The sequence below is a fragment of the Rhodococcus pseudokoreensis genome, from assembly GCF_017068395.1.
Lineage (GTDB): Bacteria > Actinomycetota > Actinomycetes > Mycobacteriales > Mycobacteriaceae > Rhodococcus_F > Rhodococcus_F pseudokoreensis.
In genome coordinates this window covers 584,611-606,403 of sequence record NZ_CP070619.1, presented here as the reverse complement: position 1 = coordinate 606,403, position 21,793 = coordinate 584,611, and the positions used below count along the sequence as shown (strand labels likewise).

Below are 21,793 nucleotides of genomic sequence, written 5' to 3'. Positions count from 1 at the left end.
CAGAATTCGGTAGGGAGAGAGAAGACACATGCCCAAGGGTGTTCCCGAGAACGTTCCGAACGACGGCCTCACCACGCGTCAACGGCGCAACGCTCCCGTGCTCGCGGTCCACACCGGACCGGGCAAGGGGAAGTCGACGGCCGCGTTCGGCATGGCACTGCGCGCCTGGAACCAGGGATTCGACGTCGGGGTGTTCCAGTTCGTCAAGAGCGCCAAGTGGAAGGTGGGGGAGGAAGCGGCGTTCCGCGCCCTCGGCCAACTGCACGACGACACCGGTGTCGGCGGCGCGGTCCAGTGGCACAAGATGGGCGAGGGCTGGTCGTGGACGCGTAAGCACGGCAGCGAGGAAGACCACGCCGCCGCGGCCGCCGAGGGGTGGACCGAGATCGCCCGCAGGCTGGGCGCCGAGGAGCACCGCTTCTACGTGCTCGACGAGTTCACATATCCCCTGAAGTGGGGGTGGGTCGACGTCGACGAGGTGGTCGAGGTCCTGCGGAACCGGCCGGGCAACCAGCACGTGGTGATCACGGGCCGCGACGCCCCGCAGGCGCTGATCGACGCGGCGGATTTGGTGACGGAGATGACCAAGATCAAGCATCCGATGGACGCCGGCCGGAAGGGCCAGCGAGGCATCGAGTGGTGACCACCCTCCCCGCGGTACCCGCGGTGGTCATCGCAGCACCCGCGTCGGGCAGCGGAAAGACCACCGTCGCAACCGGTCTGGTGGGGGCCCTGCGCGAGTCCGGCTGCGCCGTGGCGCCGTTCAAGGTCGGCCCCGACTACATCGACCCCGGGTACCACGGGCTCGCGGCGGGACGTCCGGGACGCAACCTCGACCCGGTCATGGTCGGCGCAGAGCGGATCGCGCCGCTGTACCGGCACGGGAGTTCGGGCTGTGAACTCGCGGTCGTCGAGGGCGTCATGGGCCTGTTCGACGGCAAGATCGACGCCGCGTCCCACGAGCCGTCGGCGGAGGGATCGACCGCCCAGGTGGCCGCGCTGCTCGGCGCCCCCGTGGTGCTCGTGGTGGACGCCCGCGGCCACAGCCAGAGCCTGGCCGCCGTCCTGCACGGCTTCTCGACGTACGACTCCGGGGTCCGTATCGGCGGGGTGATCCTCAACCGGGTGGGCAGCCCGCGGCACGAACAGGTGCTGCGGCAGGCGTGCGACCGCGTCGGGCTCCCCGTGCTCGGCGCCGTGCCGCGGATGGCCGAACTGGAGGTCCCCTCGCGCCACCTCGGGCTGATCCCGGCCGCCGAACACGGCGCGGACGCGGTGAACGCCGTCGACGCGATGACCCGCCTCGCCGCCCGCCACCTCGACCTCCCGGCCATCCGTGCGCTCGCGTCCGCGACAGTCGACGGTCCGGCGTGGGATCCCGCCGCCGAGGTCGGACCACCTCCGCCCGGCCCGCGTCCCACCGTGGCGATCGCCGGGGGCCGCGCGTTCACGTTCGGATACGCCGAGCACCGCGAACTCCTGGGCGCGGCCGGTGCGGACGTGATCACGTTCGACCCCCTGCACGACCCGCTGCCGCCCGGCACCAGCGGCGTGGTGCTGCCCGGTGGTTTTCCCGAGGAGCACGCCGTCGCGCTCGCCGGGAACGCCGCGCTCCTGGCGCAGATCCGCGAACTAGCCGGCGCTGGGGCGCCGATCCACGCCGAATGCGCCGGTCTGCTCTATCTCGCGCGCACCCTCGACGGCCACGCCATGGCCTCCGTGGTCGGGGTCGACGCCACGTTCGGGTCTCGCCTGACACTCGGGTACCGCGAAGCGGTGGCCGTGACGGACTCCATCCTCTTCGCGGCGGGTGAGCGGGTGGTCGGCCACGAGTTCCATCGCACGTCCCTCGCCGCGGCGGAGGCGGACGGATTCGTGCCGGCGTGGGGGTGGCGCCCCTGGGACGGCGCTCCGGCGCGGGAGGGCTTCGTGCGCGGCGGTGTGCACGCCTCGTACCTGCACACCCATCCCGCGGGCCACCCGCAGGCGATCACCCGCTTCGTCGCCGCGGCCCGCACGTTTTCCGCTCGTGGTTGACGTCTGCGTCGGCGTCGGGTTCCGAGCGGCAGCGGGCCGCGCCGACATCGTCGCCGCCGTCCGGCACGTGCTGGCGTCTGCGCACCACGGTTCGGACGCGGCGCTGCACTGCCTGTGCACCCTCGACCGCAAGGCAGCGGAACCGGCCCTCCTGGACGCCGCGTCGGAGTTGGGCGTCCCCGTCCGCGGATTCGCGGCGGGCGAACTCGCCGCCGTCGAGGTGGCCAACCCGTCGGACCGGGTGCAGTCGGCGACGGGATCGCCGAGCGTCGCGGAAGCGGCGGCGGTGCTCGGCGCGGGCGGCGGGCCCTTGATCGTGACCAAGTGGTCCGCGAATGGCGTCGTCGTCGCGGCAGCCCGTAAAGTTTCGTAGGTTCGAGACGAGCCGTGCAGGAATTTCAGGAGAAACGGGGAGAGCGCGTGACTGCTGCCACCGGAGACGAGACCAACTACCTGGTCGGACTCAATTTGGCCGATCGTCGTGTGGTCGTGGTCGGTGGCGGAACGGTGGCTCAGCGCAGGCTCGGGCTCCTGATCGCGTCGGGCGCGCAGGTGCACCTGATCAGCCGCGAGGTCACGCCGGCGGTCGAGGGAATGGCGACTGCGGGACAGATCACAGTGGAACTTCGCGAATACCGGGACGGCGACCTCGCCGACGCCTGGTACGCCATCGCGTGCACGGACGAACCGGACACCAACGCGGCGATCGTCGCCGAGGCCGAACGGAATCGCGTGTTCTGCGTGCGCGCCGACAACGCCCGGTACGGGACAGCCGTTACCCCGGCGAGCGCGAGCTACGACGGCATGAGCATCGGTGTGCTGGCGGGCGGCGACCACCGCCGGTCCGCGGCCGTGCGCACCGCCCTCGTCGAGGGGTTGCAGTCCGGTGCGGTCGCCGACACCGCCGAGTCGCCCGCGGCCGGCGTCGCACTGGTCGGCGGCGGTCCGGGCGACCCCGACCTCATCACCGTGCGCGGCCGTCGACTGCTCGCCCGTGCCGACGTGGTGGTCGCCGATCGCCTCGCCCCGCCGGAACTGCTCGCCGAACTGGGCTCGGACGTCGAGGTCATCGACGCCGCGAAGATTCCCTACGGCCGCGCGATGGCGCAGGAGGCGATCAACGCCGCCCTCATCGACGGCGCGAAGGCCGGCAAGTTCGTGGTGCGGCTCAAGGGCGGCGACCCGTACGTGTTCGGGCGCGGCTACGAGGAACTGGAGGCGTGCGCCGCCGCGGGTGTGCCCGTCACGGTCGTCCCCGGCATCACCAGCGCCATCTCCGTGCCCTCGGCCGCAGGCATCCCGGTCACGCACCGAGGCGTCACCCACGAGTTCGTCGTCGTCAGCGGCCACGTCGCCCCCGATCACCCGGATTCACTCGTCGACTGGTCGGCGCTGGCCCGGTTGAAGGGCACGATCGTGTTGCTGATGGCCGTCGAACGTATCGAGGCATTCGCGACCGTCCTGATGGACGGCGGGCGTCCCGTGGACACCCCGGTCACGGTGATCCAGGAGGGAACCCTCCGGACGCAGCGCACCCTCCGGGCCGATCTCCAGACCGTCGCCGCTCGGGTCAAGGAAGAGCAGATCCGTCCCCCCGCCATCGTGGTCATCGGGCCCGTGGCCGGGTTTTCTGTGGATGCTGGGTAACGTGAACCCCCGTGTCTGAATCCCGAGTACCCGAAGGCGCGCCGGCGTCGAACCCGTCTGCAGCGAGAACCGCGGTGAATCCGCCCGCCGCCACCCGCGTGATGGGGCTGGCGATCGTGGTGCTGAGCGGGCTGCAGATGATGGTGGTCCTCGACGGCACCGTCGCCAATCTGGCGCTCGCGCCGCTGCAGGCCGACCTGGGTCTGAGCGACAGCGGCCGCAACTGGGTGCTCACGTCGTACGCGCTCGCCTTCGGTGGCCTCATGCTGCTGGGCGGACGGCTCGGTGACGCGTTCGGCCGGAAGAAGATGTTCGTCGGCGGTGTCGCCCTGTTCACCGTCGCTTCGCTGTTGTGCGGTCTCGCCGTCGGTGAGTTCATGCTGATCGCGGCCCGGTTCCTGCAAGGCGTCGGCGCCGCGGTGGCGTCGCCGACGGCGCTGGCTCTGGTCGCGACGACGTTCGCGGCCGGACCCGCGCGCAACCAGGCCATCGCGATCTTCGCGGCCATGACAGGCATCGGGTCCATCGCTGGCCTGATCATCGGCGGCGCCCTCACCGAGGTGTCGTGGCGTCTGATCTTCCTCATCAACGTGCCCATCGGGGTCGTCATCGTCGGGTGCGCGTTCGTGGCGCTGAAGGAGACCGCGGGCGAACGCCTGGCCCTCGACGTTCCCGGGGCGGTCCTCGCGACGGTCGCGGCGACGGGTGTGGTGTTCGCGCTCACCGAGGGCCCGGAACTCGGTTGGGGGAGTCCGTACGTGATCGGCGCGCTCGTCGCCGGGCTGCTGCTGTTCGGCGCGTTCCTGTACGTCGAACGGACGGCCGACAACCCGCTGCTGCCGTTCTCGCTGTTCCACGACAAGAACCGGGTGGCGACGCTCGTCGCGATCTTCTTCGCCGGTGCCGTCATGTTCACGGTCGCCGCGTTCGTCGCGTTGTTCGTCCAGGACATCCTCGGCTACAGCCCCCTCGAAGCGGGCCTCGCGTTCATTCCGTTCGCGTTCGGCCTCGGCAGCGCCGCCGCGGTGGCGTCCAAGCTCGCCGTGCGGATCCAGCCCCGGTGGCTCGTGGTCGCCGGCGCCGCGATCATGGTGGTCGGGCTGCTCTACGGGTCGACCCTCGACAGTTCCGCCACCTACCTGGCCAACCTGTTCGTGCCGGTCATCGGTATCGGGTTCGGCGCCGGACTCGCCGTGGTCCCGCTCCCGCTGTGCGCCATCGCCGGAGTGTCGGAAACGGAGATCGGGCCGCTCGCCGCCATTGCGCAGGTGGCGCAGACCCTCGGCGGCCCCCTCGCCCTCGCGGTCATCGGGGCGATGGCCACCTCGCGCACCCTGTCGCTCGGTGGCATCTCCGGCAAGGTCGCGGACATGAACCCTGCGCAACTCGAGGCACTGGGCAACGGCTACACCTTCGCCCTCGTCGGCAGTGCGGGTTGCGCCCTCATCGCCGGATTCGCCGCGCTGTTCATCCGCTTCACCCCGCAACAGGTCGCGCAGGCGCAGGCCGCCGAGAAGGCCGCGCAGCAGGCGTGAGCGTTCCGGCCCGGGTGTGGGAGACCGTCGCTAGCATCCGGTCATGGACTACAAAATCGAGCTGATCATTCTGCCGGTGTCCGACGTGGACCGGGCCAAGGCGTTCTACGCCGACCAGGTCGGCTTCGTCGTCGACCACGATCACCGCGTGGACGAGAATGTGCGGTTCGTCCAGCTCACCCCGCCCGGATCGGCGTGCTCGATCGCCGTCGGCGAAGGCCTGGTCGACACCCCGCCCGGCTCGGTGCACGGGTTGCAGATCGTCATCGACGACGCCGACGCCGCCCACGCGGAACTGTCGTCCCGCGGTGTGCCCGTCAGCGAGGTGCAGGATCTGGCGTGGGGGCGTTTCGTGTACTTCGCCGATCCCGACGGCAACCAGTGGGCGCTGCAGCAGCTTCCGCAACGCGGCTGACCGGCACGGCGGGTCGCAGAAATCGGCCCGCCCGCGCAGGCCGGGCGGAGCATGATGGTCCTGTGCTCACACCCTCCCGCACGCTCGGCACGGGGGTAGTTGCAGCAGGCCTGCTGCTGGCTTCCTGGATGGCCGGGGTTCCGGCCACCGCCGCGCCCGCCGCAGCGGACCCACGCGTCGGTCCGCTGTTCCTGGCCGGGACGCCGATCCATGTCTGCACCGGATCGGTACTGGACAGCACGGACGGCGACCTCGTGCTCACCGCCGCGCACTGCATCGCAGGGTCCGGCGGCGCCCTGTCGTTCGCCCCCGGATACGACCGCGGCGTGGCTCCGTTCGGTGTGTGGACGGTGTCCCAGATCTATGTCGACCCCGCCTGGCTGGAGTCGCAGGACCCGCAGCACGACTACGCCGTTCTCCGGGTGGCGCCGAGTGGAACCACCGTGCCCGCTTCGGTCGAATCGGTGGTCGGTGGCGGCTTCGAACTGGCGCCGGCACCGGCGGCCGAGACCACGGTGGCGGTCACCGGCTACCCGACGCTGGGCGACAGTCCGGTGTCGTGCACGGCCGCGACCACGTCGACGGACAGTTATCCGACGGTGGTCTGTGACGGTCTCGGCGACGGAACGAGCGGTGGCCCGTGGGTGGCGGGTCCGCGGGTCGTCGCCCTCGTCGGGGGCCTGGACCACGGCGGGTGCACCGACTCGGTGTCCTACTCGCCGGCCTTCGGCGCTGCCACGCTCGACCTGCTGCATCGGGCGGAGAGTCGCGGCGCGGGCGATTCGACACCGTTCGCGCTGCCGGGAACCTGCACCCGATCCTGACGGTGCCCGGGTCAGCGGGGGGCGGGACGGTACCGGCGCACGGGCCTGCCCGCGCCCCCGTACTCGAGGCGGACCTCCAGCAGTCCCTCGGACAGATAGTGCTCGAGGTAGCGGCGCACACTGACCCGCGAGAGTCCGGCGAGTTCGGCGCACTCGGTCGACGACAGTTCGCCCTTCGACCGCAGGATGTCGAGCACGAGGCGGCCGGTTTCGGCGCTGAGTCCCTTCGGGAGCCGGCTCGGCTCCGGATTCTTGCCCTTGCCCCCGAACAGGGAGTCGATCAGTGATTGGTCTGCGCCGGACTGGGATTCGAGGGCGCGGGCGCGACGCCGGAAGTTCTCGAGCTTCTCCTGCAGCTGCGTGTAGTCGAACGGCTTGACCAGATAGTCGGAGGCGCCGCCGTGCAATGCGCGGCTGACGGTGTCGATCTCCCGGGCGGCGGTGATCATGATGACGCCGACGGCGTTGCCCTCGGCGCGCAGTCGCTGCAGGACGTCGAGACCCGACATGTCCGGTAGGTACACGTCCAGGAGCACGAGGTCGGGGTTGCCGGTGCGTACCGATTCGAGGGCCTCCGCGGCGGTCCGCGCCACCCCGACCGTGGTGAACCCCGGTGTCTTGTCGACGAATCGGCGGTGGATCTCCGCGACCATGAAGTCGTCGTCGACGACCAGGACCTCATACATTGCCACGCCGTCCCGTCATGGTCGGAGAGTCTAGCTACGCGGCACGTGGACGGTGAACAAGGCACCACCGGTGCCGGGTGCGTCCGAGACGGCCGCGGACCCGCCGTGCTGGGAGCTGACGAGACGGACCAGGGCGAGACCGATTCCGCGGCCGCCGGGTGTGCCGGGCTTCGAGGTGACCCCGCGGGAGAAGATCTCTTCCCGCATCGTCTCGGGAACTCCGGGGCCGGAATCGGCGACCTCGATGAGAATGCCGTCGTCGTCGGTGATCCGGATCGAGATCCGCGCGTCCCGGCCGCCCTCGGACACGTCGACGGCGTTGTCGATGAGGTTGCCGAGCACGGTGATCACGTCGGTGGCGAGTTCGGGGTCGAGGGCGTGCAGGTGCGAATCCGGTTCCAGCGTCAGCGCCACTCCGGTCTCCGCGGCGAGCGACGTCTTCGCGATCAGCAGCGCGGCCACGGCTGGATCCGAGATACGTTGCGTGACAGCATCACTGATCTCCGCGCGTCGGCGGGTGAGGGTGCCGACGAACTCGGTGACCGCGTCGTAGTCGCCGAGCTGCGTCAGCCCCGAGATCGTGTGCAGCTGATTGGCGAACTCGTGCGTCTGCGCCCGCAGGGTGTCGGTGACGCTCTTGTGCGAAGACAGCTGGCTCTGCATCGACGCCAGTTCGGTGCTGTCGCGCATCGTGGTGACGGTGCCGATCTTGTGGCCCTGGCTGGTCGCGGCCCGGCGGCTCAGCGCGAGCATCCGCGACGACGTCGACAGCACGACGTCGCGGCCGTCCTCCCCGGTGAGGAGGTACTGCCGGACGGCGGGGTCGAGAGCGACGTCGTCGACGTGCCTGCCGACGGCGTCGCCGGTGAGGTCGAGCAGTTCCTGGGCGCTGTCGTTGAGGACGGTGATCACTCCGTCGGGGTTCACCGCGACCACCCCCTCGCGGATGCTGTGCAGCAGGGCCTCTCGATGGTCGGCGAGGCTTGCGATCTCGGCGATTTCGAGTCCGCGGGTGTGGGTCTTGATGCGGCGCGACAGCAGCCACGAGCCGAGAAGCCCCAGGCCGGCGCCGATCCCGAGGTACAGGAGCAGACGCGCACCCGCGCTGCTGAGCAGGTCCCAGATGGACGGGTAGTCGTCGCTGACGGAGACGACCGCGAGGACGTCCCCGGTCGCGGACAGGATCGGGACGTGCCCGACGATGGCGCGGCGCCCGTCGACGTCCACGTCGCCCGACCAGGCGCGTCCGGTCATGACGTCGCTGGCGCCCAGTTCCGCGGGGACCCCGAGCCGGGTCGGATCGGAGGACACGGTGACCGTCCCGTTCGGCGCGACGATCTCGGCGAGCGTGGCGCCCGACAGGTTGACGGCGCGATCGACCTCCGGTGCCAGTACCCGCTCGACCGAGCGGTCCGACAGCTGGTCGCGTACCACCGGCGTCGACGCCACGTTCTCGGCCACCGCGATCATGCGCTGCCCCTGGAGGTCGCGGAACTCCACGGTCGACTGGTGGACCGACACCGCGGCGACCGCGAGCAGCACGACGCCGACGACGACGAGTTGGAGGAGCAGGACCTGGCCCGCGAGGCTACGAACGCGGGGATGAAGTGGTGACCACAATGAACTTAAGTTCCGTTTCGTTCGCATAGGTGACGTGCATCACGCCCGAGGTTCAGTATTGCGGAAGATCACATTCATGGCGAAATGGGGAACGATGTCGAGAACAGGTAGCGGGAGCAGGGTACGGGCGCTGCTCCTGCTCGCGCTCGTGGGCTTCCTCGTGGCCGGCTGCGGGGTCACCCGCGGCGAGGACGAGGGCCTGCACAGGGTGCGGATGATGGTTCCGAACAGTCCGGGCGGCGGCTACGACCTCACGGCGCGGACCGCGGTGAAGATCATGGAAGACGAGGACATCACGGGCCGCGTCGAGGTCTTCAACGTGATCGGTGCAGGTGGGACGGTTGCGATGGCCCGGCTGATGAACGAGGCCGGCAACGACGACCTCATGATGATGATGGGTCTCGGCGTGGTCGGCGCCGGCTACACCAACGGCTCGACCGCACGTGTCTCCGATGCCACCGCGCTGGCCAAGGTGGTCGAGGAGCAGGAGGGCATTCTCGTGCCCGCGGATTCACCGCTGCAGACCATCGACGACTTCGTGGCCGCCTGGCGTGCCGACCCGGCGTCGATCACCATCGGCGGCGGTTCCTCGCCCGGCGGCCCCGACCACCTGTTCCCGATGGAGACGGCACGCGCGGTGGGAGTGGACCCGAACGCGGTGAACTACGTGTCCTACGACGGCGGCGGCGACCTGCTGACGGCCCTGCTCGGCAAGAAGATCACCGCGGGCACGTCGGGTCTCGGCGAGTACGTCGACCAGATCGAGGCCGGCCAGGTCCGGGTCCTCGCGGTGTCGGGGAACGAGCGGGTCGAAGGTGTCGACGCGCCGACGCTCACCGAGGCCGGGGTGGACCTGACCTTCACCAACTGGCGGGGCATCCTGGCGCCGCCAGGGCTGTCCGACGGCGCCAAGGCCGACATGGTCGAGGCGCTCCAAAAGTTGCACGACACACCGGAATGGAAGGAGGCCCTGGTGAAGAACGGTTGGAGTGACGCCTTCATGACGGGACCGGAGTTCGAGCAGTTCCTCCGGGACCAGGACGAGCGGGTCTCGTCCACCCTGGCCGAATTGGGGCTGACATGACCGCGCCCGCAGAACCGTCCGCCGTCTCCGCGGACACGGCGCCGAAGCGGAGGGACTACGCGCAGTTCGTCGTGTGCGCGGTGCTGGCAGTGATCGGGGTGTTCCTCGTCGTCGACGCGCTGTCGCTCAGCGAGGGCTTCGCGAAGGTGGACCCGGTGGGCCCGCGACTGTTCCCGCTCGTCATCGGTGGGGGACTGCTGGTGTTGTCGGTGGTGTTCGCCGTCGCGATCCTGCGCGGCTCGACCGGGGACGCCGACAGCGGCGAGGACGTCGACCCGGACTCCCCGGGCGACTGGAAGACGGTCGGTCTGCTCGTCGGGTTGTTCGTGCTGACCATCGCGCTCGTCGACTTCCTGGGCTGGGCGATCATCGGCACCGTCCTGTTCGCCGGGGCCGCAACCATTCTGGGCAGCAGGCACTGGGTGCGCAACATCGCCATCGGGGCCGTGCTCGGATTCGGCAGCTTCTACGCGTTCTACGTCGGGCTCGGAATACCGCTGCCCGCAGGCATTCTGGACGGAATTCTCTGACATGGACAATCTGAACTGGCTGCTGCAGGGGTTCGAGCAGGCAGCCACCCCCATGAACCTGCTCTACGCCTGCATCGGCGTCCTGCTCGGCACGGCGGTCGGTGTGCTCCCGGGCATCGGACCGGCCATGACCGTCGCCCTGCTGCTGCCCGTCACCTACAACGTCAGCCCGAGCGCCGCGTTCATCATGTTCGCCGGCATCTACTACGGCGGCATGTACGGCGGGTCGACGACGTCGATCCTGCTGAACACGCCGGGCGAATCGTCCTCGGTGATCACGGCGATCGAAGGCAACAAGATGGCGAGAGCCGGCAGGGCCGCGCAGGCCCTGGCGACCGCCGCGATCGGGTCGTTCGTCGCCGGGTCCATCGGCACGATGCTCCTGGTGCTCTTCGCGCCTGCCGTCTCGAGTTTCGCGGTCACCCTCGGTGCGCCGTCGTACCTCGCGATCATGCTGCTCGCCCTCGTCGCCGTCACCGCGGTCCTCGGAACCTCCAAGCTCCGCGGATGCATCTCCCTGCTGCTCGGTCTCGCGATCGGGCTGGTCGGCATCGACTTCCTCACCGGCCAGCCGCGTGCCACGTTCGGCATCCCGCAACTGTCGGACGGGATCGACATCGTCGTCGTCGCGGTCGCCGTGTTCGCGCTCGGTGAGGCCCTCTGGGTCGCCGCGCACCTCCGCCGCAAACCGGCCGAGGTCATCCCCGTCGGCAGGCCCTGGATGGGCAAGAGCGACTGGAAGCGGTCCTGGAAGCCGTGGCTGCGGGGCACCGCATACGGGTTCCCGTTCGGCGCGCTGCCCGCGGGCGGCGCAGAACTGCCCACATTCCTCTCCTACATCACCGAGAAGAAGCTGTCGAAGCACAAGGACGAATTCGGCAAGGGCGCCATCGAAGGTGTTGCAGGCCCCGAGGCCGCCAACAACGCGTCGGCGGCAGGCACACTCGTGCCGATGCTGTCGCTGGGTCTGCCGACCAACGCCACGGCCGCGGTCATGCTGACGGCCTTCGTGTCGTACGGCATCCAGCCGGGACCGACCCTGTTCGAGAAGGAACCGCTGCTGATCTGGACGCTGATCGCCAGCCTGTTCATCGGCAACTTCCTGCTGCTGGTGCTCAACCTTCCGCTCGCGCCGCTGTGGGCGAAGCTGCTCCGCACCCCGCGCCCCTACCTGTACGCGGGCATCCTGTTCTTCGCCGCACTGGGCGCGTTCGCCGTCAACCTCCAATGGCTCGACCTGGCGCTGCTGCTGACGTTCGGGTTGCTGGGTCTGATGATGCGGAGGTTCGGGCTGCCGGTGCTGCCGCTGATCATCGGCGTCATCCTCGGGCCGCGCATCGAACGGCAACTGCGGCAGAGCCTGCAACTCGGCGGCGGCGACTGGGGCAGCCTGTTCACCGAGCCCGTCGCGATCATCGTCTACATCGTGATCGCCGTGCTCCTCATCGCACCCCTCGTCGCCAAGGTCGTCCGCGCGCACTACCCCGTCGCGGCGCCCGATTTCCCCGACGGACCGGCCGGCGGCGACTCCACCGACACCAGAGAGAAGGCACACGCATGATCGTCGTCGGATACACCCCCGACCAGTTCGGAGGGGCGGCCCTCGAACACGGCGTCGCGGAGGCGCAGCTGCGCGGGACGTCGCTGCTCGTGATCAACTCGTCGAAGGGCGACTCCCTCGCCGATCAGTCGTTCGCCGACAACGCGCACCTGCAGGAACTCGAAGGCAAACTGGCCGCGAGCGGGATCGACCACGAGGTCCGGCAGATCGTCGGGGACGAGACCGTCGACGTGATCCTCGAGGCGATGACGGCGCCGAACGCGGAACTGCTCGTGATCGGCATCCGCGACCGCACCCCGGTCGGGAAGCTGCTGATGGGAAGCACCGCCCAGCGCCTGCTGCTGTCCTGCCGCAAACCGGTGCTGGCCGTCAAACCCGACGAGCGCTGACGCACCCGTGAGTACTTCTCAACCGCCGGCGGTTGAGAAGTACTCACGGGTGGGGGTCAGTCGGTGAGGATGATCAGCTCGCGATCCGACGCGACCTCGACGCGCAGTCCGGCCTTCGCCGCCACCCGCGCCACCCCGCGAACGTCCTGGGGTTCGGCGCGGGACACGGTGAGCGCCCGCGCGAGCAGACCCTTGTGATGCTTGTTGAAATGGCTGACGACGGTGCGGGTGCCGTCCGGCTTCTCGGTGAGAACCGTGGCGATCACGGCCTCGGGGATCGGTCCGAGCTGCTGGTACGTCCCCGACCGCAGGTCGACGACGAGTCCGTCCGCCTCGGCGGTGATCGCGCGGGACAGTTCCGGCTTCCACAACGCCCGGAGGGTGCTCAGCCCGGGAAGCTTCGATCCGCCCGACAGCCGGTAGGCGGGGATCAGGTCACCGGCGCGGACCGCACCGAACAGTGCGGACCCCATCGCCAGCCGGGACAGCGCCTTGGACTTCTGCGCCCTGGTGAACGACTTCGCGTCGAGCGCGTCGAACAGCACACCCGTGTAGCGCTCGAGTGCGGGCCGGGTGGGGGAGACCCACAGTTTGGCGTTGCGCTCGATCTCGTCGGCCTGGGTGGGGCCGAGGCCGAGCGCGAGCTGCGACGCCTCCCCGTCCGCCGCCAGCGTGACCAGCGACTGGACCAGCATTTCGCGGGTTTCGGTGAGCTGCGGCATGGACAGCTCGGCCAGGTCCAGGGGCGCGTCGGCGCCGCCGTCGGACTTGGTTTCGGAGGGAGGAAGTAGCACCAGCACGCAGGAAACCCTACCGACGCGCCCGGCCTCGTCCCAGCCGACTATTCTGGTATCCCGTGATTACCCGCCTGTCCCACCTGTTCCTCCGCACGCTGCGCGACGACCCCGCCGACGCCGAGGTCCCCAGCCACAAGCTGCTGGTCCGCGCCGGTTACGTGCGTCGAATCGCGCCCGGTGTCTACTCGTGGCTGCCGCTGGGTCTGCGCGTGCTGCGCGAGGTCGAGCGGGTGGTGCGGGAAGAGATGAACGGTATCGGTGCGCAGGAGATCTCCCTGCCCGCCCTGCTGCCGCGGGAACCATACGAGGCGTCCAACCGCTGGACCGAGTACGGCGACGGATTGTTCCGCCTGAAGGACCGCAAGGGCGGCGACTACCTGCTCGGCCCCACCCACGAGGAACTGTTCGCGCTCACCGTCAAGGGCGAGTACAACTCGTACAAGGATTTCCCGGTCACCCTGTACCAGGTGCAGACCAAGTACCGCGACGAGGAGCGCCCGCGGGCCGGCATCCTCCGCGGCCGCGAGTTCGTCATGAAGGACTCGTACTCCTTCGACCTCACCGACGAGGGCCTGACCGAGTCGTACCAGGCGCACCGCGACGCGTACGAGCGGATCTTCGCCCGGCTCGGCGTCAAGTACGTGATCGTGTCGGCGACGTCCGGTGCGATGGGCGGCAGCGCGTCGGAGGAGTTCCTCGCCGAGAGCGAGATCGGTGAGGACACGTACGTCCGCTGCGTCGAGTCCGGTTACGCCGCCAACGTGGAGGCCGTGAAGACGCTGGCTCCCGAGCCGATTCCGTTCGACGGACTACCTGCCGCGAAGGTGTACGACACACCGGACACTCCCACGATCGCGACGCTCGTCGCGTGGGCGAACGACGCAGACCTGGGCCGGACCGTCACCGCCGCGGACACGCTGAAGAACATCCTCGTCAAGACCCGGCAGCCCGGCGGCGAGTGGGAACTGCTCGCCATCGGTGTTCCCGGCGACCGCGAGGTGGACGACAAGCGTCTCGGAGCCTCGCTCGAGCCCGCGGAGTTCGAACTGCTCACCGAAGTGGACTTCGAGGCCAACCCGTTCCTGGTCAAGGGTTACGTCGGACCGAAGGCGCTGCAGGCCAACGGTGTCCGGTACCTCGTCGACCCCCGCATCGTCGACGGCACCAGCTGGATCACCGGAGCCGACGAGAAGGGCAAGCACGTGGTCGGGCTCGTCGCGGGCCGCGACTTCGTCCCGGACGGCACGATCGAGGCCGCCGAGGTCCGTGGCGGCGACCCGTCACCCGACGGCGCCGGTGAACTCGTCGCTGCCCGGGGCATCGAGATCGGTCACGTCTTCCAGCTGGGACGCAAGTACACGGACGTGTTCTCCGTGGACGTGCTCGGCGAGAACGGCAAGCCCGTCCGGCCCACCATGGGGTCCTACGGCGTCGGTGTCTCCCGCCTCGTCGCCGTGATCGCGGAACAGCACCACGACGAGAAGGGCCTGCGCTGGCCGGCCGAGGTGTCGCCCGCCGATGTGCACGTGGTGATCGCCAACAAGGACGACACTGCTCGTGAGGGCGCCGAGGGACTGGCCGCCGACCTCGACAAGGCCGGTCTCGAAGTCATCCTCGACGATCGCAAGGCGTCGCCGGGCGTGAAGTTCAAGGACTCCGAACTGCTCGGTGTCCCGCTCGTCGTGGTCGTCGGCCGCGGGTGGGGCGAGGGCAAGGTCGAGGTGCGGGACCGCTTCACCGGCGAGAGCCGCGAGGTGGCCGCCGAGTCGGCGCTGAGCGAGATCGTCAAGACCGTCAGGGGCTGATCAAACCGCCCCACGCCTTTCGTCCGGACTGTTAGCTTGGCCTGACACGTCCGGACGAAAGGCCTGCTGTGACGAACTCCCTGCTGTTCGATCCGAACTCCTACGATCCCGAGCATTTCGATCCGGAGACGCGCAGACTGCTGCGGGCGCTGATCGAGTGGTTCGAGTCGCGGGGCAAGAAGCGGCTCATCGAGGACGATCTCGAGGCGGTCTGGCCCGAGGACTTCCTGGAGTTCGTGAAACGGGAGAAGCTGTTCGCCACGTTCCTCACGCCAGCCGAGTCGGCGGGCGGCGATCCGGGCAAGCGCTGGGATGCCGCACGCAACGCCGCGCTCAGTGAGATCTTCGGGTTCTACGGGCTGGCGTACTGGTACGCGTGGCAGGTGACGGTCCTGGGTCTCGGCCCCATCTGGATGAGCGGGAACCGGGCGGCGAAGGATAGCGCCGCGCAACTCCTCGACGACGGCGGGGTGCTGGCGTTCGGTCTGTCGGAGCGCGAACACGGCGCGGACGTCTACTCGACGGACATGCTGCTGACCCCCGCCGAGGGCGACCCGGATCTCGCGTTCACCGCGAGCGGCGACAAGTACTACATCGGCAACGGCAACGTCGCGGGCATGGTGTCGGTGTTCGGCAGGCGCACCGACGTCGAGGGCAGCGACGGATACGTCTTCTTCGTCGCGGACAGCCGCCACCCAGCGTACCACCTGCAGGGCAACGTGGTGCACGGCCAGATGTACGTCAGCACGTTCCGGCTCGAGGACTACCCGGTGCGGGGAGAGGACATCCTGCACACCGGGGTCGCCGCGTTCGAGGCCGCGCTGAACACGGTCAACGTCGGCAAGTTCAACCTGTGCACCGGTTCCATCGGTATCTCCGAGCACGCGTTCTACGAGTCGATCACCCACGCGCACAATAGGATTCTGTACGGAAACCCTGTCACCGACTTCCCGCACGTGCGCGGAAACTTCGTCGACGCGTACAGCAGGCTGGTCGCGATGAAGCTGTTCAGCGCCCGCTCCGTCGACTACTTCCGCAGCGCCAGTCTCGACGACCGCCGGTACCTGCTGTTCAATCCGATGACGAAGGCGAAGGTCACCTCCGAAGGGGAGAAGGTGATCGCGCTCCTGCACGACGTGATCGCGGCGAAGGGCTACGAGAAGAACACCTACTTCCGGGAGGCCGCCCAGCTGATCGGCACCCTGCCGAAGCTCGAGGGCACGGTGCACGTCAACGTCGGCCTGATCCTGAAGTTCATGCCGAACTACCTGCTCAACCCCGCGGAGTACCCGGAGATCGGCACCCGCCTCGACGCCGCCGACGACGCCTTCTTCTGGGCGCAGGGACCGACCCGCGGTGCGGGCAAGATCCAGTTCCACGACTGGACGAAGGCGTACGAGGCGCATTCGGACGTCCCCAACGTGGCCAGGTTCCACGAGCAGGCGACGGCGCTGCGGGAACTGCTCACCACCGCCCCGCCCGACGCCGACCAGCAGAAGGACCTCGACTTCCTGCTCGACCTCGGGCACCTGTTCTCACTCGTGGTCTACGGGCACCTGATTCTCGAGCAGGCCGACATCGCCGGCATCGACCGCGACTTGATCGACCAGATCTTCGACTTCCAGATCCGCGACTTCTCCCGTTATGCCGTTGCGCTGCACGGTAAATCGTCTGCCACCGATGCTCAGCAGCAGTGGGCGCTCGGAGCGATCCGCCGGCCGGTCGTGGACGCGGAACGATTTTCGCGGGTGTGGGCGCAGGTGGAGAGCTACGACGGGGCGTACGAAATGCGGCCGTAGTCACGGCTCCACGGGGTGGGGCGGCGTCATCCCTCGGGGTGCCGCTTGCGCCCCCTGGGGTATCTGTCCGGGTGGGCGCTCTCAGCGCATTCTTATGTGGCAAGCAAAACCCCACCCCCACAGAAAGATCCACACATGGCACACACCTTCAAGCGCACCCTCTCCGCTCTCGCGATCGCGGGCTTCGCCCTCACCGCCGGAGCAGGAATCGCCTCCGCCGATCCGGGTGGCAACGGCGGCACGGCACCGGGCGGCACCTCGCAGGGTGGCAACGGAGGCACTTCTCAGGGCGGCGCCGGCGGCGCCGGCGGCAACGGCTCCGGTGGCAACGTCGTGCTGGGCGGTCCGGTCATCGGCAGCCCGGGTACCACCACCGGCCCCCAGAACGCCGGTAACGGTGGCAACGGAGGAAACGGCGGGAACGCCGGGGATGCCAATGGAGGCAATGCCGGGGATGCGAACGGCGGCTCCGCCAACGGCGGCGCGGGTGCCGGTGACACGACCACCACGGACAACACCCAGAACTGCGGGTTCGTCTTCTGCTTCTGACCGAGTCGTGATCGCTCGATCTCGCTGAACATCCGAGGGGTCGACACCGTCAGGTGCCGGCCCCTCGGTGCCATGCCCGTACCGCCCACCCCGCCTCCCTGCCACGCACTGCGAAAGGTTCTTCCCATGTCGACTTCCCTCGGCTTCTCCACTGTCCTCACCCGCACCGGTGCCACCGTCGCGGCCGCGTTCTTCGTCCTGGCGGCGGGCGCGGGCATCGCGTCGGCGGCGCCGGACACCCCGTCCGACGACCCCTCCGTGAGCACCCTTGCTCCCGGACCGAACGCACAGGGCGGCAACGTCGACATCGGCGGCCCCCACGTCGGGCCGATCGCGGTGGACGGGATCAAGGCCGGGCCCGGCGGAGCGAGCGTCGGCGGCCACGACTTCGGCGGGCAGGGCGGCCCGGGCCTTCCCTGGGGGTGACGGGTTCCCCACCCCGGGGTGCCTGGTGGTGCCCGCCCGGGCACCGCATCCTGAATCGGCAGCAGCGAACACCCTCCAGTAGCGGGCGACGGGAGGGGGATGTCCGGCATGCCCGTGTCCACCCACCCCAGGGGTGGAATGCGCGACACCTCCGGGTGCGGAGGTCACCACTGGGGGTTCTGGTTGGTGCCGACGGTGCGCGGCAGAGTAGGGGACAAGCAAGGACGTAACGCTTCACCAGCCGCGAGCGAAGAAACCGAGGAGGCCATCATGACGAACACCCCGGTTGCACATGAGCACGAAGGTCGTCGTCTCACGGTCAGGACCGACGACGGGGTCCCGCTCGCGGTTCGCGAGTTCGGTTCGCCCGACGCGGCCACCACGGTGGTGTTCGTCCACGGTCATTGCCTCCGCACCGAGTCGTGGTGGGCGCTGCGCGAACAGCTGGTTCGCTTCTGGTGCAACGACGTTCGCATGGTCTTCTACGATCACCGGGGGCACGGCGAGTCGGGGGAGGCGCCGGCCGCCACCTACACGATCGATCAGCTCGGCCGCGACCTCGGTTCCGTCCTCGACGCCGTCGCACCGCACGGTCCGGTCGTTCTCGTCGGGCACTCGATGGGCGGGATGACAGCGCTGTCCTACACGCGGCAGAATCCGCACACGATCGGCTCGCGGATCGTGGGCATGGCCCTGATCTCCACCGCGGCGTGCGATCTCGCCGAGGCCGGTCTCGGTCGCCACCTGCGCAGCCCGGCGGTGTCGCTGTTCCGCACCGCGGTGCGGCGGGCACCGCGGGTCGTGCACGGATCCAAGAGAGTTGGTCGCACCGTCTGCACCGCGATCGCCCGTGCGGCGGGCGCTCGCAACCGGGCCGTCGATCCGCGACTCGCGGCGCTGGTCTCGGCCATGGTCAACACGACGTCCGTCGTCACCATGTCGAGCTTCCTCGAATCCCTGCTCGGGTTCGACGAGCGGCACTCCCTGACGGCGCTCGCGCACATTCCGTCGCTGATCCTGTGCGGCTCGGTCGACATGCTGACCCCGTTCCAGCATTCCGTCGCGATGGCCTCGAAGCTCCCCGCTTCGGAACTCGTGAGCGTCGACGGCGCGGGACACTCGGTGATCCTCGACCGCGCGGCCGACGTCGCGCTCGCCATCATCGGACTCGTCGAGCGGATCGCCCACGGTGAGACGGCCGCGCGCGACCGCGAGCTGATGGCCGCGTGCTGATCAGAGATCGCGCTCGTTGATGATGCCGCTGCGCATGGCCCGCTCGGCCAGGCTGACCCGCTTCTGATTCTGCGGGAGATCGCCGACGCCGAACTTCGCGAACAGCGCCCGCAGGTGCGTCTTGATCGCATCGACACTGAGGAACAGTTCCTGCGCGATCTGCTGGTTCGAGGCGGGATTCGCGAACGCGGCGCCGTGCTTGTACGGGCGGCACAGCGCCGTGAGGACCGCCCGCTGGGTGTCGGTGAGGGACCGGACGTCGGGCATGTCGGTCCCCATCCGGGTGGCCTCGTCGAGAGCGCCACCGAATTCCAGGTAGCGGATCTTGGTTCCGCCGATGCGGATGCTGTCGCCCTGCCGGAGCCGGCGCCTGCCGGCGAGGCGCTCGCCGTTGACGAACGTGCCGTTACGGGAAAGACCGTCGTCGAGGATGGTCCAGTGCGAGCCGACGCATTCGAGCACGGCGTGGAGTCGCGAGACCTCGTCGTCCTCCGTGAGAAGTAGATCGGAGCCGGGGGACCGTCCGATGGTGACGCGCGCGGAAGTGGGGGAGAGGTCCACGGTGTGGTGGTGACCCTCCCTGTCGGAATAGCTCAGTCGAGACTCAACGGCTCGGTCCACGGGGACACCCCTTCCGCACGCTTCCATCGTGCCCTCCAGTGTGTCCGATGAGCAAGATCAAGAACGGAAATCGCCGATCACGGATCAGTTCTCGGAGCTTGCGGCGTCGAGGGTGTTTCCGAATGCGCACACGGCGAGTTCCTCGAGCGCCGGATCCTGCCCGGCATGCTCGGGTACCTGCATGGCGAGCAGGGTGTTGAGCAGCATTCCGTTGGCGATGAATGTGCGGGCCCGTTCGGGGCTGCAGCCGGTGCGTGTGCGGATCTGCGTGTAGAGCCGGGACATCCAGTCGCGCGCCAGTGCGCCGATCTCCGGGTTCGCGCCGGACGTGAAGCCGTGCATCATCACGAGCAGGAGGTCGCGGTCCTCGAGCAATTGGGTGTACGCGACGCCCATCGGGAGCCACGACTCGTCGTTCTCGGGGTCGGCGGCGACACCGTCGAACCAGGGCTCGAAGGTGTCGAGAATCCGGGACATCGCGCGGTCGAAGACGTCGGCGAACAGCCGCGATTTCGAACCGAACATGCGAACCACGTACGGCTGCGACACCCCCGCCTCGCGGGCGACGGCGTCGGTGCTGGTGCCGTGATACCCGTCCCTGGCGAACGCGCGGGAGGCGGCGGCCAGTACGAGTTCACGCCGTTCCGTCGCGCTCATGCGGGTCTGTTTCACGGGCGAGGCCATGTTGACATGTTATCAGTTGATTACTAGTCTCCGAAATAAGTAATCATCTGATGCTTACAACTTCTGCTTTCCTCTACCCACGACTCGGATGTGAGGTCCCGTCATGACGACACTCTCCGAACGCCTCGATCACGAATCGGCACCCCCTGGACACGGCCGCGGACGGACGGTGCCGGTGTGGCTGGCGATCGCCGCGGCGTCGATCCCGATGTTCATGGCCACCCTCGACAACCTGGTGATGACCAGCGCCCTGCCGGTGATCCAACGCGACCTGAGCGCGTCGGTGGGGCAGTTGCAGTGGTTCATGAACGCCTACACGCTGGCGTTCGCGACCTTGATGCTGACGCTGTCGGCGCTGGGCGACCGGCTCGGTCGCCGGCGTGTATTCCTCTGGGGCATAGTGCTCTTCGCGCTGGCGTCGATCGCATCGGCGCTGTCGACGACCTCCGAGATGCTGATCGCGGCGCGTGCCGTCCAGGGCGTCGGCGCGGCCGCGATCATGCCGCTCTCCCTCACTCTGCTCGCCGGCGCCGTGCCGCTCGCCAAGCGGGCCCTCGCGATCGGAATCTGGGGCGGCGTCTCGGGGCTCGGAATCGCTCTCGGCCCGGTGATCGGCGGTGCCGTAGTCGACGGGGTGTCGTGGCAGGCCGTGTTCTGGATCAACGTTCCCGTCGCCGCGGTCGCGATCCCGTTGGCGCTCTATGCGCTCGGCGAGTCGACGGGGAAGCGGCAACCGCTGGATCCGCTCGGCGTCGTGCTGGCCGGGGCCGCGGTGTTCCTCGGGGTCTGGGGCATCGTGCACGGCAACGACGACGGCTGGACCAGCGCCACGGTTCTCGGGGCTCTCGTCGCGGCGGTGGTGCTGCTCGCGGCGTTCGTGGTGCGCGAGTTGCGCACACCGTTCCCGGTGATGCCACTGCGGCTGTTCCGGTCCCGCCAGTTCTCCCTGGCCAACGTGATCGGGCTGACGTTCACGCTGGGAATGATGGGTGCCGTCTTCCTCCTGTCGCAGTACCTGCAGATCGTCATGGGGTACTCCCCGTTCGAGGCCGGCCTGCGGACGCTGCCGTGGACGGCGGCCCCGATGGTGGTGGCGCCGATCGCGGGGTTGCTCGCGCCTCGGCTGGGCGTCCGGACACTCCTCGTCACCGGACTGGTGCTGCAGGGACTCTCACTGCTCTGGATGGCGTCGCTCATCGTCCCCGGCGCCACCTACTCCAGCATGGTTCCGGCGTTCGTGATGGCCGGCGCCGGAATGGGTCTGACGTTCGCCCCCAACGCGACCGCCGTTCTCGCCGACATGCCCGAGGCCGACCACGGCACGGCCAGTTCGACCAACGCGACGCTCCGGGAGATCGGAGTCGCGCTGGGGATTGCATTGCTGACCGCGGTGTTCCTCGGGGCGGGCGGCAGCCTCACGCCGACGGGATACATCGACGCCCTGGCGCCCGCCCTGTACGTGGGAGCCGGATCCGTGGCGGTCGCGGTCGTCGCCGCCGCCCTGATGCCGGGACGGTCGAAGGCGGTCCTGGCGTCGACCTGAGCGGGCAG

The 21,793-nt window shown here is 69.1% G+C and carries 22 protein-coding genes; 17 read left to right on the top strand and 5 right to left on the bottom strand.

Annotated features, from left to right (window positions below; translation table 11 throughout):
• Positions 1-28 precede the first annotated feature (28 nt).
• The 7 genes from cobO (at position 29) to JWS13_RS08190 (ending at position 6,458) form a co-directional block, all read left to right on the top strand.
• Entirely contained in the window at positions 29-643 is a 615-nt protein-coding gene (cobO, locus tag JWS13_RS08220; RefSeq protein ID WP_124392813.1) for a cob(I)yrinic acid a,c-diamide adenosyltransferase, read from the top strand.
• Entirely contained in the window at positions 637-2,037 is a 1,401-nt protein-coding gene (locus JWS13_RS08215) for a cobyrinic acid a,c-diamide synthase CobB (protein ID WP_206005235.1), read from the top strand. The genes cobO and JWS13_RS08215 overlap by 7 nt, the downstream gene beginning before the upstream one ends.
• Entirely contained in the window at positions 2,030-2,410 is a 381-nt protein-coding gene (locus JWS13_RS08210) for a cobalamin biosynthesis protein (protein WP_206005234.1), read from the top strand. The genes JWS13_RS08215 and JWS13_RS08210 overlap by 8 nt, the downstream gene beginning before the upstream one ends.
• A gap of 47 nt (positions 2,411-2,457) precedes the next feature.
• Positions 2,458-3,684, top strand: coding sequence for a uroporphyrinogen-III C-methyltransferase (cobA, locus tag JWS13_RS08205; protein ID WP_206005233.1), 1,227 nt, complete (start codon positions 2,458-2,460; stop codon positions 3,682-3,684).
• Between the two features lie 101 nt (positions 3,685-3,785).
• The gene (locus JWS13_RS08200) at positions 3,786-5,219 is read left to right on the top strand and encodes an MFS transporter (protein WP_206011536.1); all 1,434 of its coding nucleotides are present in this window, start codon (positions 3,786-3,788) and stop codon (positions 5,217-5,219) included.
• Between the two features lie 43 nt (positions 5,220-5,262).
• Positions 5,263-5,634, top strand: a complete 372-nt coding sequence (locus tag JWS13_RS08195; protein ID WP_206005232.1) for a glyoxalase superfamily protein — start codon at positions 5,263-5,265, stop codon at positions 5,632-5,634.
• 62 nt (positions 5,635-5,696) lie between these two features.
• Entirely contained in the window at positions 5,697-6,458 is a 762-nt protein-coding gene (locus JWS13_RS08190) for a trypsin-like serine peptidase (protein ID WP_206005231.1), read from the top strand.
• 11 nt (positions 6,459-6,469) lie between these two features.
• Here JWS13_RS08190 and JWS13_RS08185 read toward each other — a convergent pair whose 3' ends face one another.
• Together JWS13_RS08185 and JWS13_RS08180 are read right to left on the bottom strand one after the other, a co-directional pair.
• Positions 6,470-7,144, bottom strand: coding sequence for a response regulator (locus JWS13_RS08185; RefSeq protein ID WP_087555714.1), 675 nt, complete (start codon positions 7,142-7,144; stop codon positions 6,470-6,472).
• 30 nt (positions 7,145-7,174) lie between these two features.
• The gene (locus JWS13_RS08180) at positions 7,175-8,791 is read right to left on the bottom strand and encodes a sensor histidine kinase (RefSeq protein WP_206005230.1); all 1,617 of its coding nucleotides are present in this window, start codon (positions 8,789-8,791) and stop codon (positions 7,175-7,177) included.
• Positions 8,792-8,858: 67 nt separating this feature from the next.
• Here JWS13_RS08180 and JWS13_RS08175 point away from each other — a divergent pair, with 67 nt between their 5' ends.
• Genes JWS13_RS08175 through JWS13_RS08160 form a run of 4 tightly spaced genes read left to right on the top strand, consistent with a single transcriptional unit; the run spans position 8,859 to position 12,328 of the window.
• Positions 8,859-9,848, top strand: a complete 990-nt coding sequence (locus JWS13_RS08175; RefSeq protein ID WP_206011535.1) for a Bug family tripartite tricarboxylate transporter substrate binding protein — start codon at positions 8,859-8,861, stop codon at positions 9,846-9,848.
• Complete coding sequence (locus JWS13_RS08170; RefSeq protein ID WP_206005229.1) at positions 9,845-10,378, top strand: tripartite tricarboxylate transporter TctB family protein; 534 nt, start codon at positions 9,845-9,847, stop codon at positions 10,376-10,378. Before JWS13_RS08175 ends, JWS13_RS08170 begins: the two co-directional genes overlap by 4 nt.
• Position 10,379: 1 nt before the next feature.
• Positions 10,380-11,939 carry a tripartite tricarboxylate transporter permease gene (locus JWS13_RS08165; RefSeq protein WP_072937858.1) on the top strand — a complete coding sequence of 520 codons (1,560 nt, stop codon included), beginning with the start codon at positions 10,380-10,382 and terminating at the stop codon, positions 11,937-11,939.
• On the top strand, positions 11,936-12,328 hold the full coding sequence (locus JWS13_RS08160) for a universal stress protein (protein WP_160098946.1): 393 nt from the start codon (positions 11,936-11,938) through the stop codon (positions 12,326-12,328). The genes JWS13_RS08165 and JWS13_RS08160 overlap by 4 nt, the downstream gene beginning before the upstream one ends.
• A gap of 56 nt (positions 12,329-12,384) precedes the next feature.
• On the opposite strand, the gene yaaA is transcribed toward JWS13_RS08160, so the two are convergent.
• The gene (gene yaaA / locus JWS13_RS08155; protein WP_206005228.1) at positions 12,385-13,128 is read right to left on the bottom strand and encodes a peroxide stress protein YaaA; all 744 of its coding nucleotides are present in this window, start codon (positions 13,126-13,128) and stop codon (positions 12,385-12,387) included.
• A gap of 56 nt (positions 13,129-13,184) precedes the next feature.
• Between yaaA and JWS13_RS08150 the strand changes: the two genes are divergently transcribed.
• From JWS13_RS08150 to JWS13_RS08130, 5 genes are all read left to right on the top strand, one after another.
• Positions 13,185-14,930, top strand: coding sequence for a proline--tRNA ligase (locus tag JWS13_RS08150; protein ID WP_206005227.1), 1,746 nt, complete (start codon positions 13,185-13,187; stop codon positions 14,928-14,930).
• 68 nt (positions 14,931-14,998) lie between these two features.
• Positions 14,999-16,729: an acyl-CoA dehydrogenase family protein gene (locus tag JWS13_RS08145; protein ID WP_206005226.1), complete on the top strand. Its 1,731-nt coding sequence runs from the start codon at positions 14,999-15,001 to the stop codon at positions 16,727-16,729.
• A 135-nt stretch (positions 16,730-16,864) separates the two neighbouring features.
• Entirely contained in the window at positions 16,865-17,278 is a 414-nt protein-coding gene (locus JWS13_RS08140) for a hypothetical protein (protein ID WP_192581894.1), read from the top strand.
• A gap of 126 nt (positions 17,279-17,404) precedes the next feature.
• Entirely contained in the window at positions 17,405-17,704 is a 300-nt protein-coding gene (locus JWS13_RS08135; RefSeq protein WP_206005225.1) for a hypothetical protein, read from the top strand.
• A 270-nt stretch (positions 17,705-17,974) separates the two neighbouring features.
• Complete coding sequence (locus JWS13_RS08130) at positions 17,975-18,937, top strand: alpha/beta fold hydrolase (RefSeq protein ID WP_206005224.1); 963 nt, start codon at positions 17,975-17,977, stop codon at positions 18,935-18,937.
• Here the strand turns inward: JWS13_RS08130 and JWS13_RS08125 are convergent, their stop codons facing one another.
• Positions 18,938-19,585: an FHA domain-containing protein gene (locus JWS13_RS08125; RefSeq protein ID WP_087555723.1), complete on the bottom strand. Its 648-nt coding sequence runs from the start codon at positions 19,583-19,585 to the stop codon at positions 18,938-18,940.
• Between the two features lie 57 nt (positions 19,586-19,642).
• Positions 19,643-20,242: a TetR/AcrR family transcriptional regulator gene (locus JWS13_RS08120; protein WP_124392830.1), complete on the bottom strand. Its 600-nt coding sequence runs from the start codon at positions 20,240-20,242 to the stop codon at positions 19,643-19,645.
• A 103-nt stretch (positions 20,243-20,345) separates the two neighbouring features.
• Here JWS13_RS08120 and JWS13_RS08115 point away from each other — a divergent pair, with 103 nt between their 5' ends.
• A complete protein-coding gene (locus JWS13_RS08115; protein ID WP_206005223.1) occupies positions 20,346-21,785 on the top strand; it encodes an MFS transporter in 1,440 nt (479 codons plus the stop codon).
• Positions 21,786-21,793 lie beyond the last annotated feature (8 nt).

Bases quoted from the DNA above. Each gene is read 5' to 3' on its own strand.
- JWS13_RS08200 (WP_206011536.1), top strand. From the start codon at position 3,786: ATGGGGCTGGCGATCGTGGTGCTGAGCGGGCTGCAGATGATGGTGGTC.
- JWS13_RS08130 (WP_206005224.1), top strand. From the start codon at position 17,975: ATGACGAACACCCCGGTTGCACATGAGCACGAAGGTCGTCGTCTCACG.
- JWS13_RS08165 (WP_072937858.1), top strand. From the start codon at position 10,380: ATGGACAATCTGAACTGGCTGCTGCAGGGGTTCGAGCAGGCAGCCACC.
- JWS13_RS08170 (WP_206005229.1), top strand. From the start codon at position 9,845: ATGACCGCGCCCGCAGAACCGTCCGCCGTCTCCGCGGACACGGCGCCG.
- JWS13_RS08195 (WP_206005232.1), top strand. From the start codon at position 5,263: ATGGACTACAAAATCGAGCTGATCATTCTGCCGGTGTCCGACGTGGAC.
- JWS13_RS08125 (WP_087555723.1), bottom strand. From the start codon at position 19,585: ATGGAAGCGTGCGGAAGGGGTGTCCCCGTGGACCGAGCCGTTGAGTCT.
- JWS13_RS08160 (WP_160098946.1), top strand. From the start codon at position 11,936: ATGATCGTCGTCGGATACACCCCCGACCAGTTCGGAGGGGCGGCCCTC.
- JWS13_RS08180 (WP_206005230.1), bottom strand. From the start codon at position 8,791: ATGCGAACGAAACGGAACTTAAGTTCATTGTGGTCACCACTTCATCCC.
- JWS13_RS08135 (WP_206005225.1), top strand. From the start codon at position 17,405: ATGTCGACTTCCCTCGGCTTCTCCACTGTCCTCACCCGCACCGGTGCC.
- JWS13_RS08185 (WP_087555714.1), bottom strand. From the start codon at position 7,144: ATGTATGAGGTCCTGGTCGTCGACGACGACTTCATGGTCGCGGAGATC.
- JWS13_RS08120 (WP_124392830.1), bottom strand. From the start codon at position 20,242: ATGGCCTCGCCCGTGAAACAGACCCGCATGAGCGCGACGGAACGGCGT.
- JWS13_RS08140 (WP_192581894.1), top strand. From the start codon at position 16,865: ATGGCACACACCTTCAAGCGCACCCTCTCCGCTCTCGCGATCGCGGGC.
- JWS13_RS08115 (WP_206005223.1), top strand. From the start codon at position 20,346: ATGACGACACTCTCCGAACGCCTCGATCACGAATCGGCACCCCCTGGA.
- cobO (WP_124392813.1), top strand. From the start codon at position 29: ATGCCCAAGGGTGTTCCCGAGAACGTTCCGAACGACGGCCTCACCACG.
- JWS13_RS08175 (WP_206011535.1), top strand. From the start codon at position 8,859: ATGTCGAGAACAGGTAGCGGGAGCAGGGTACGGGCGCTGCTCCTGCTC.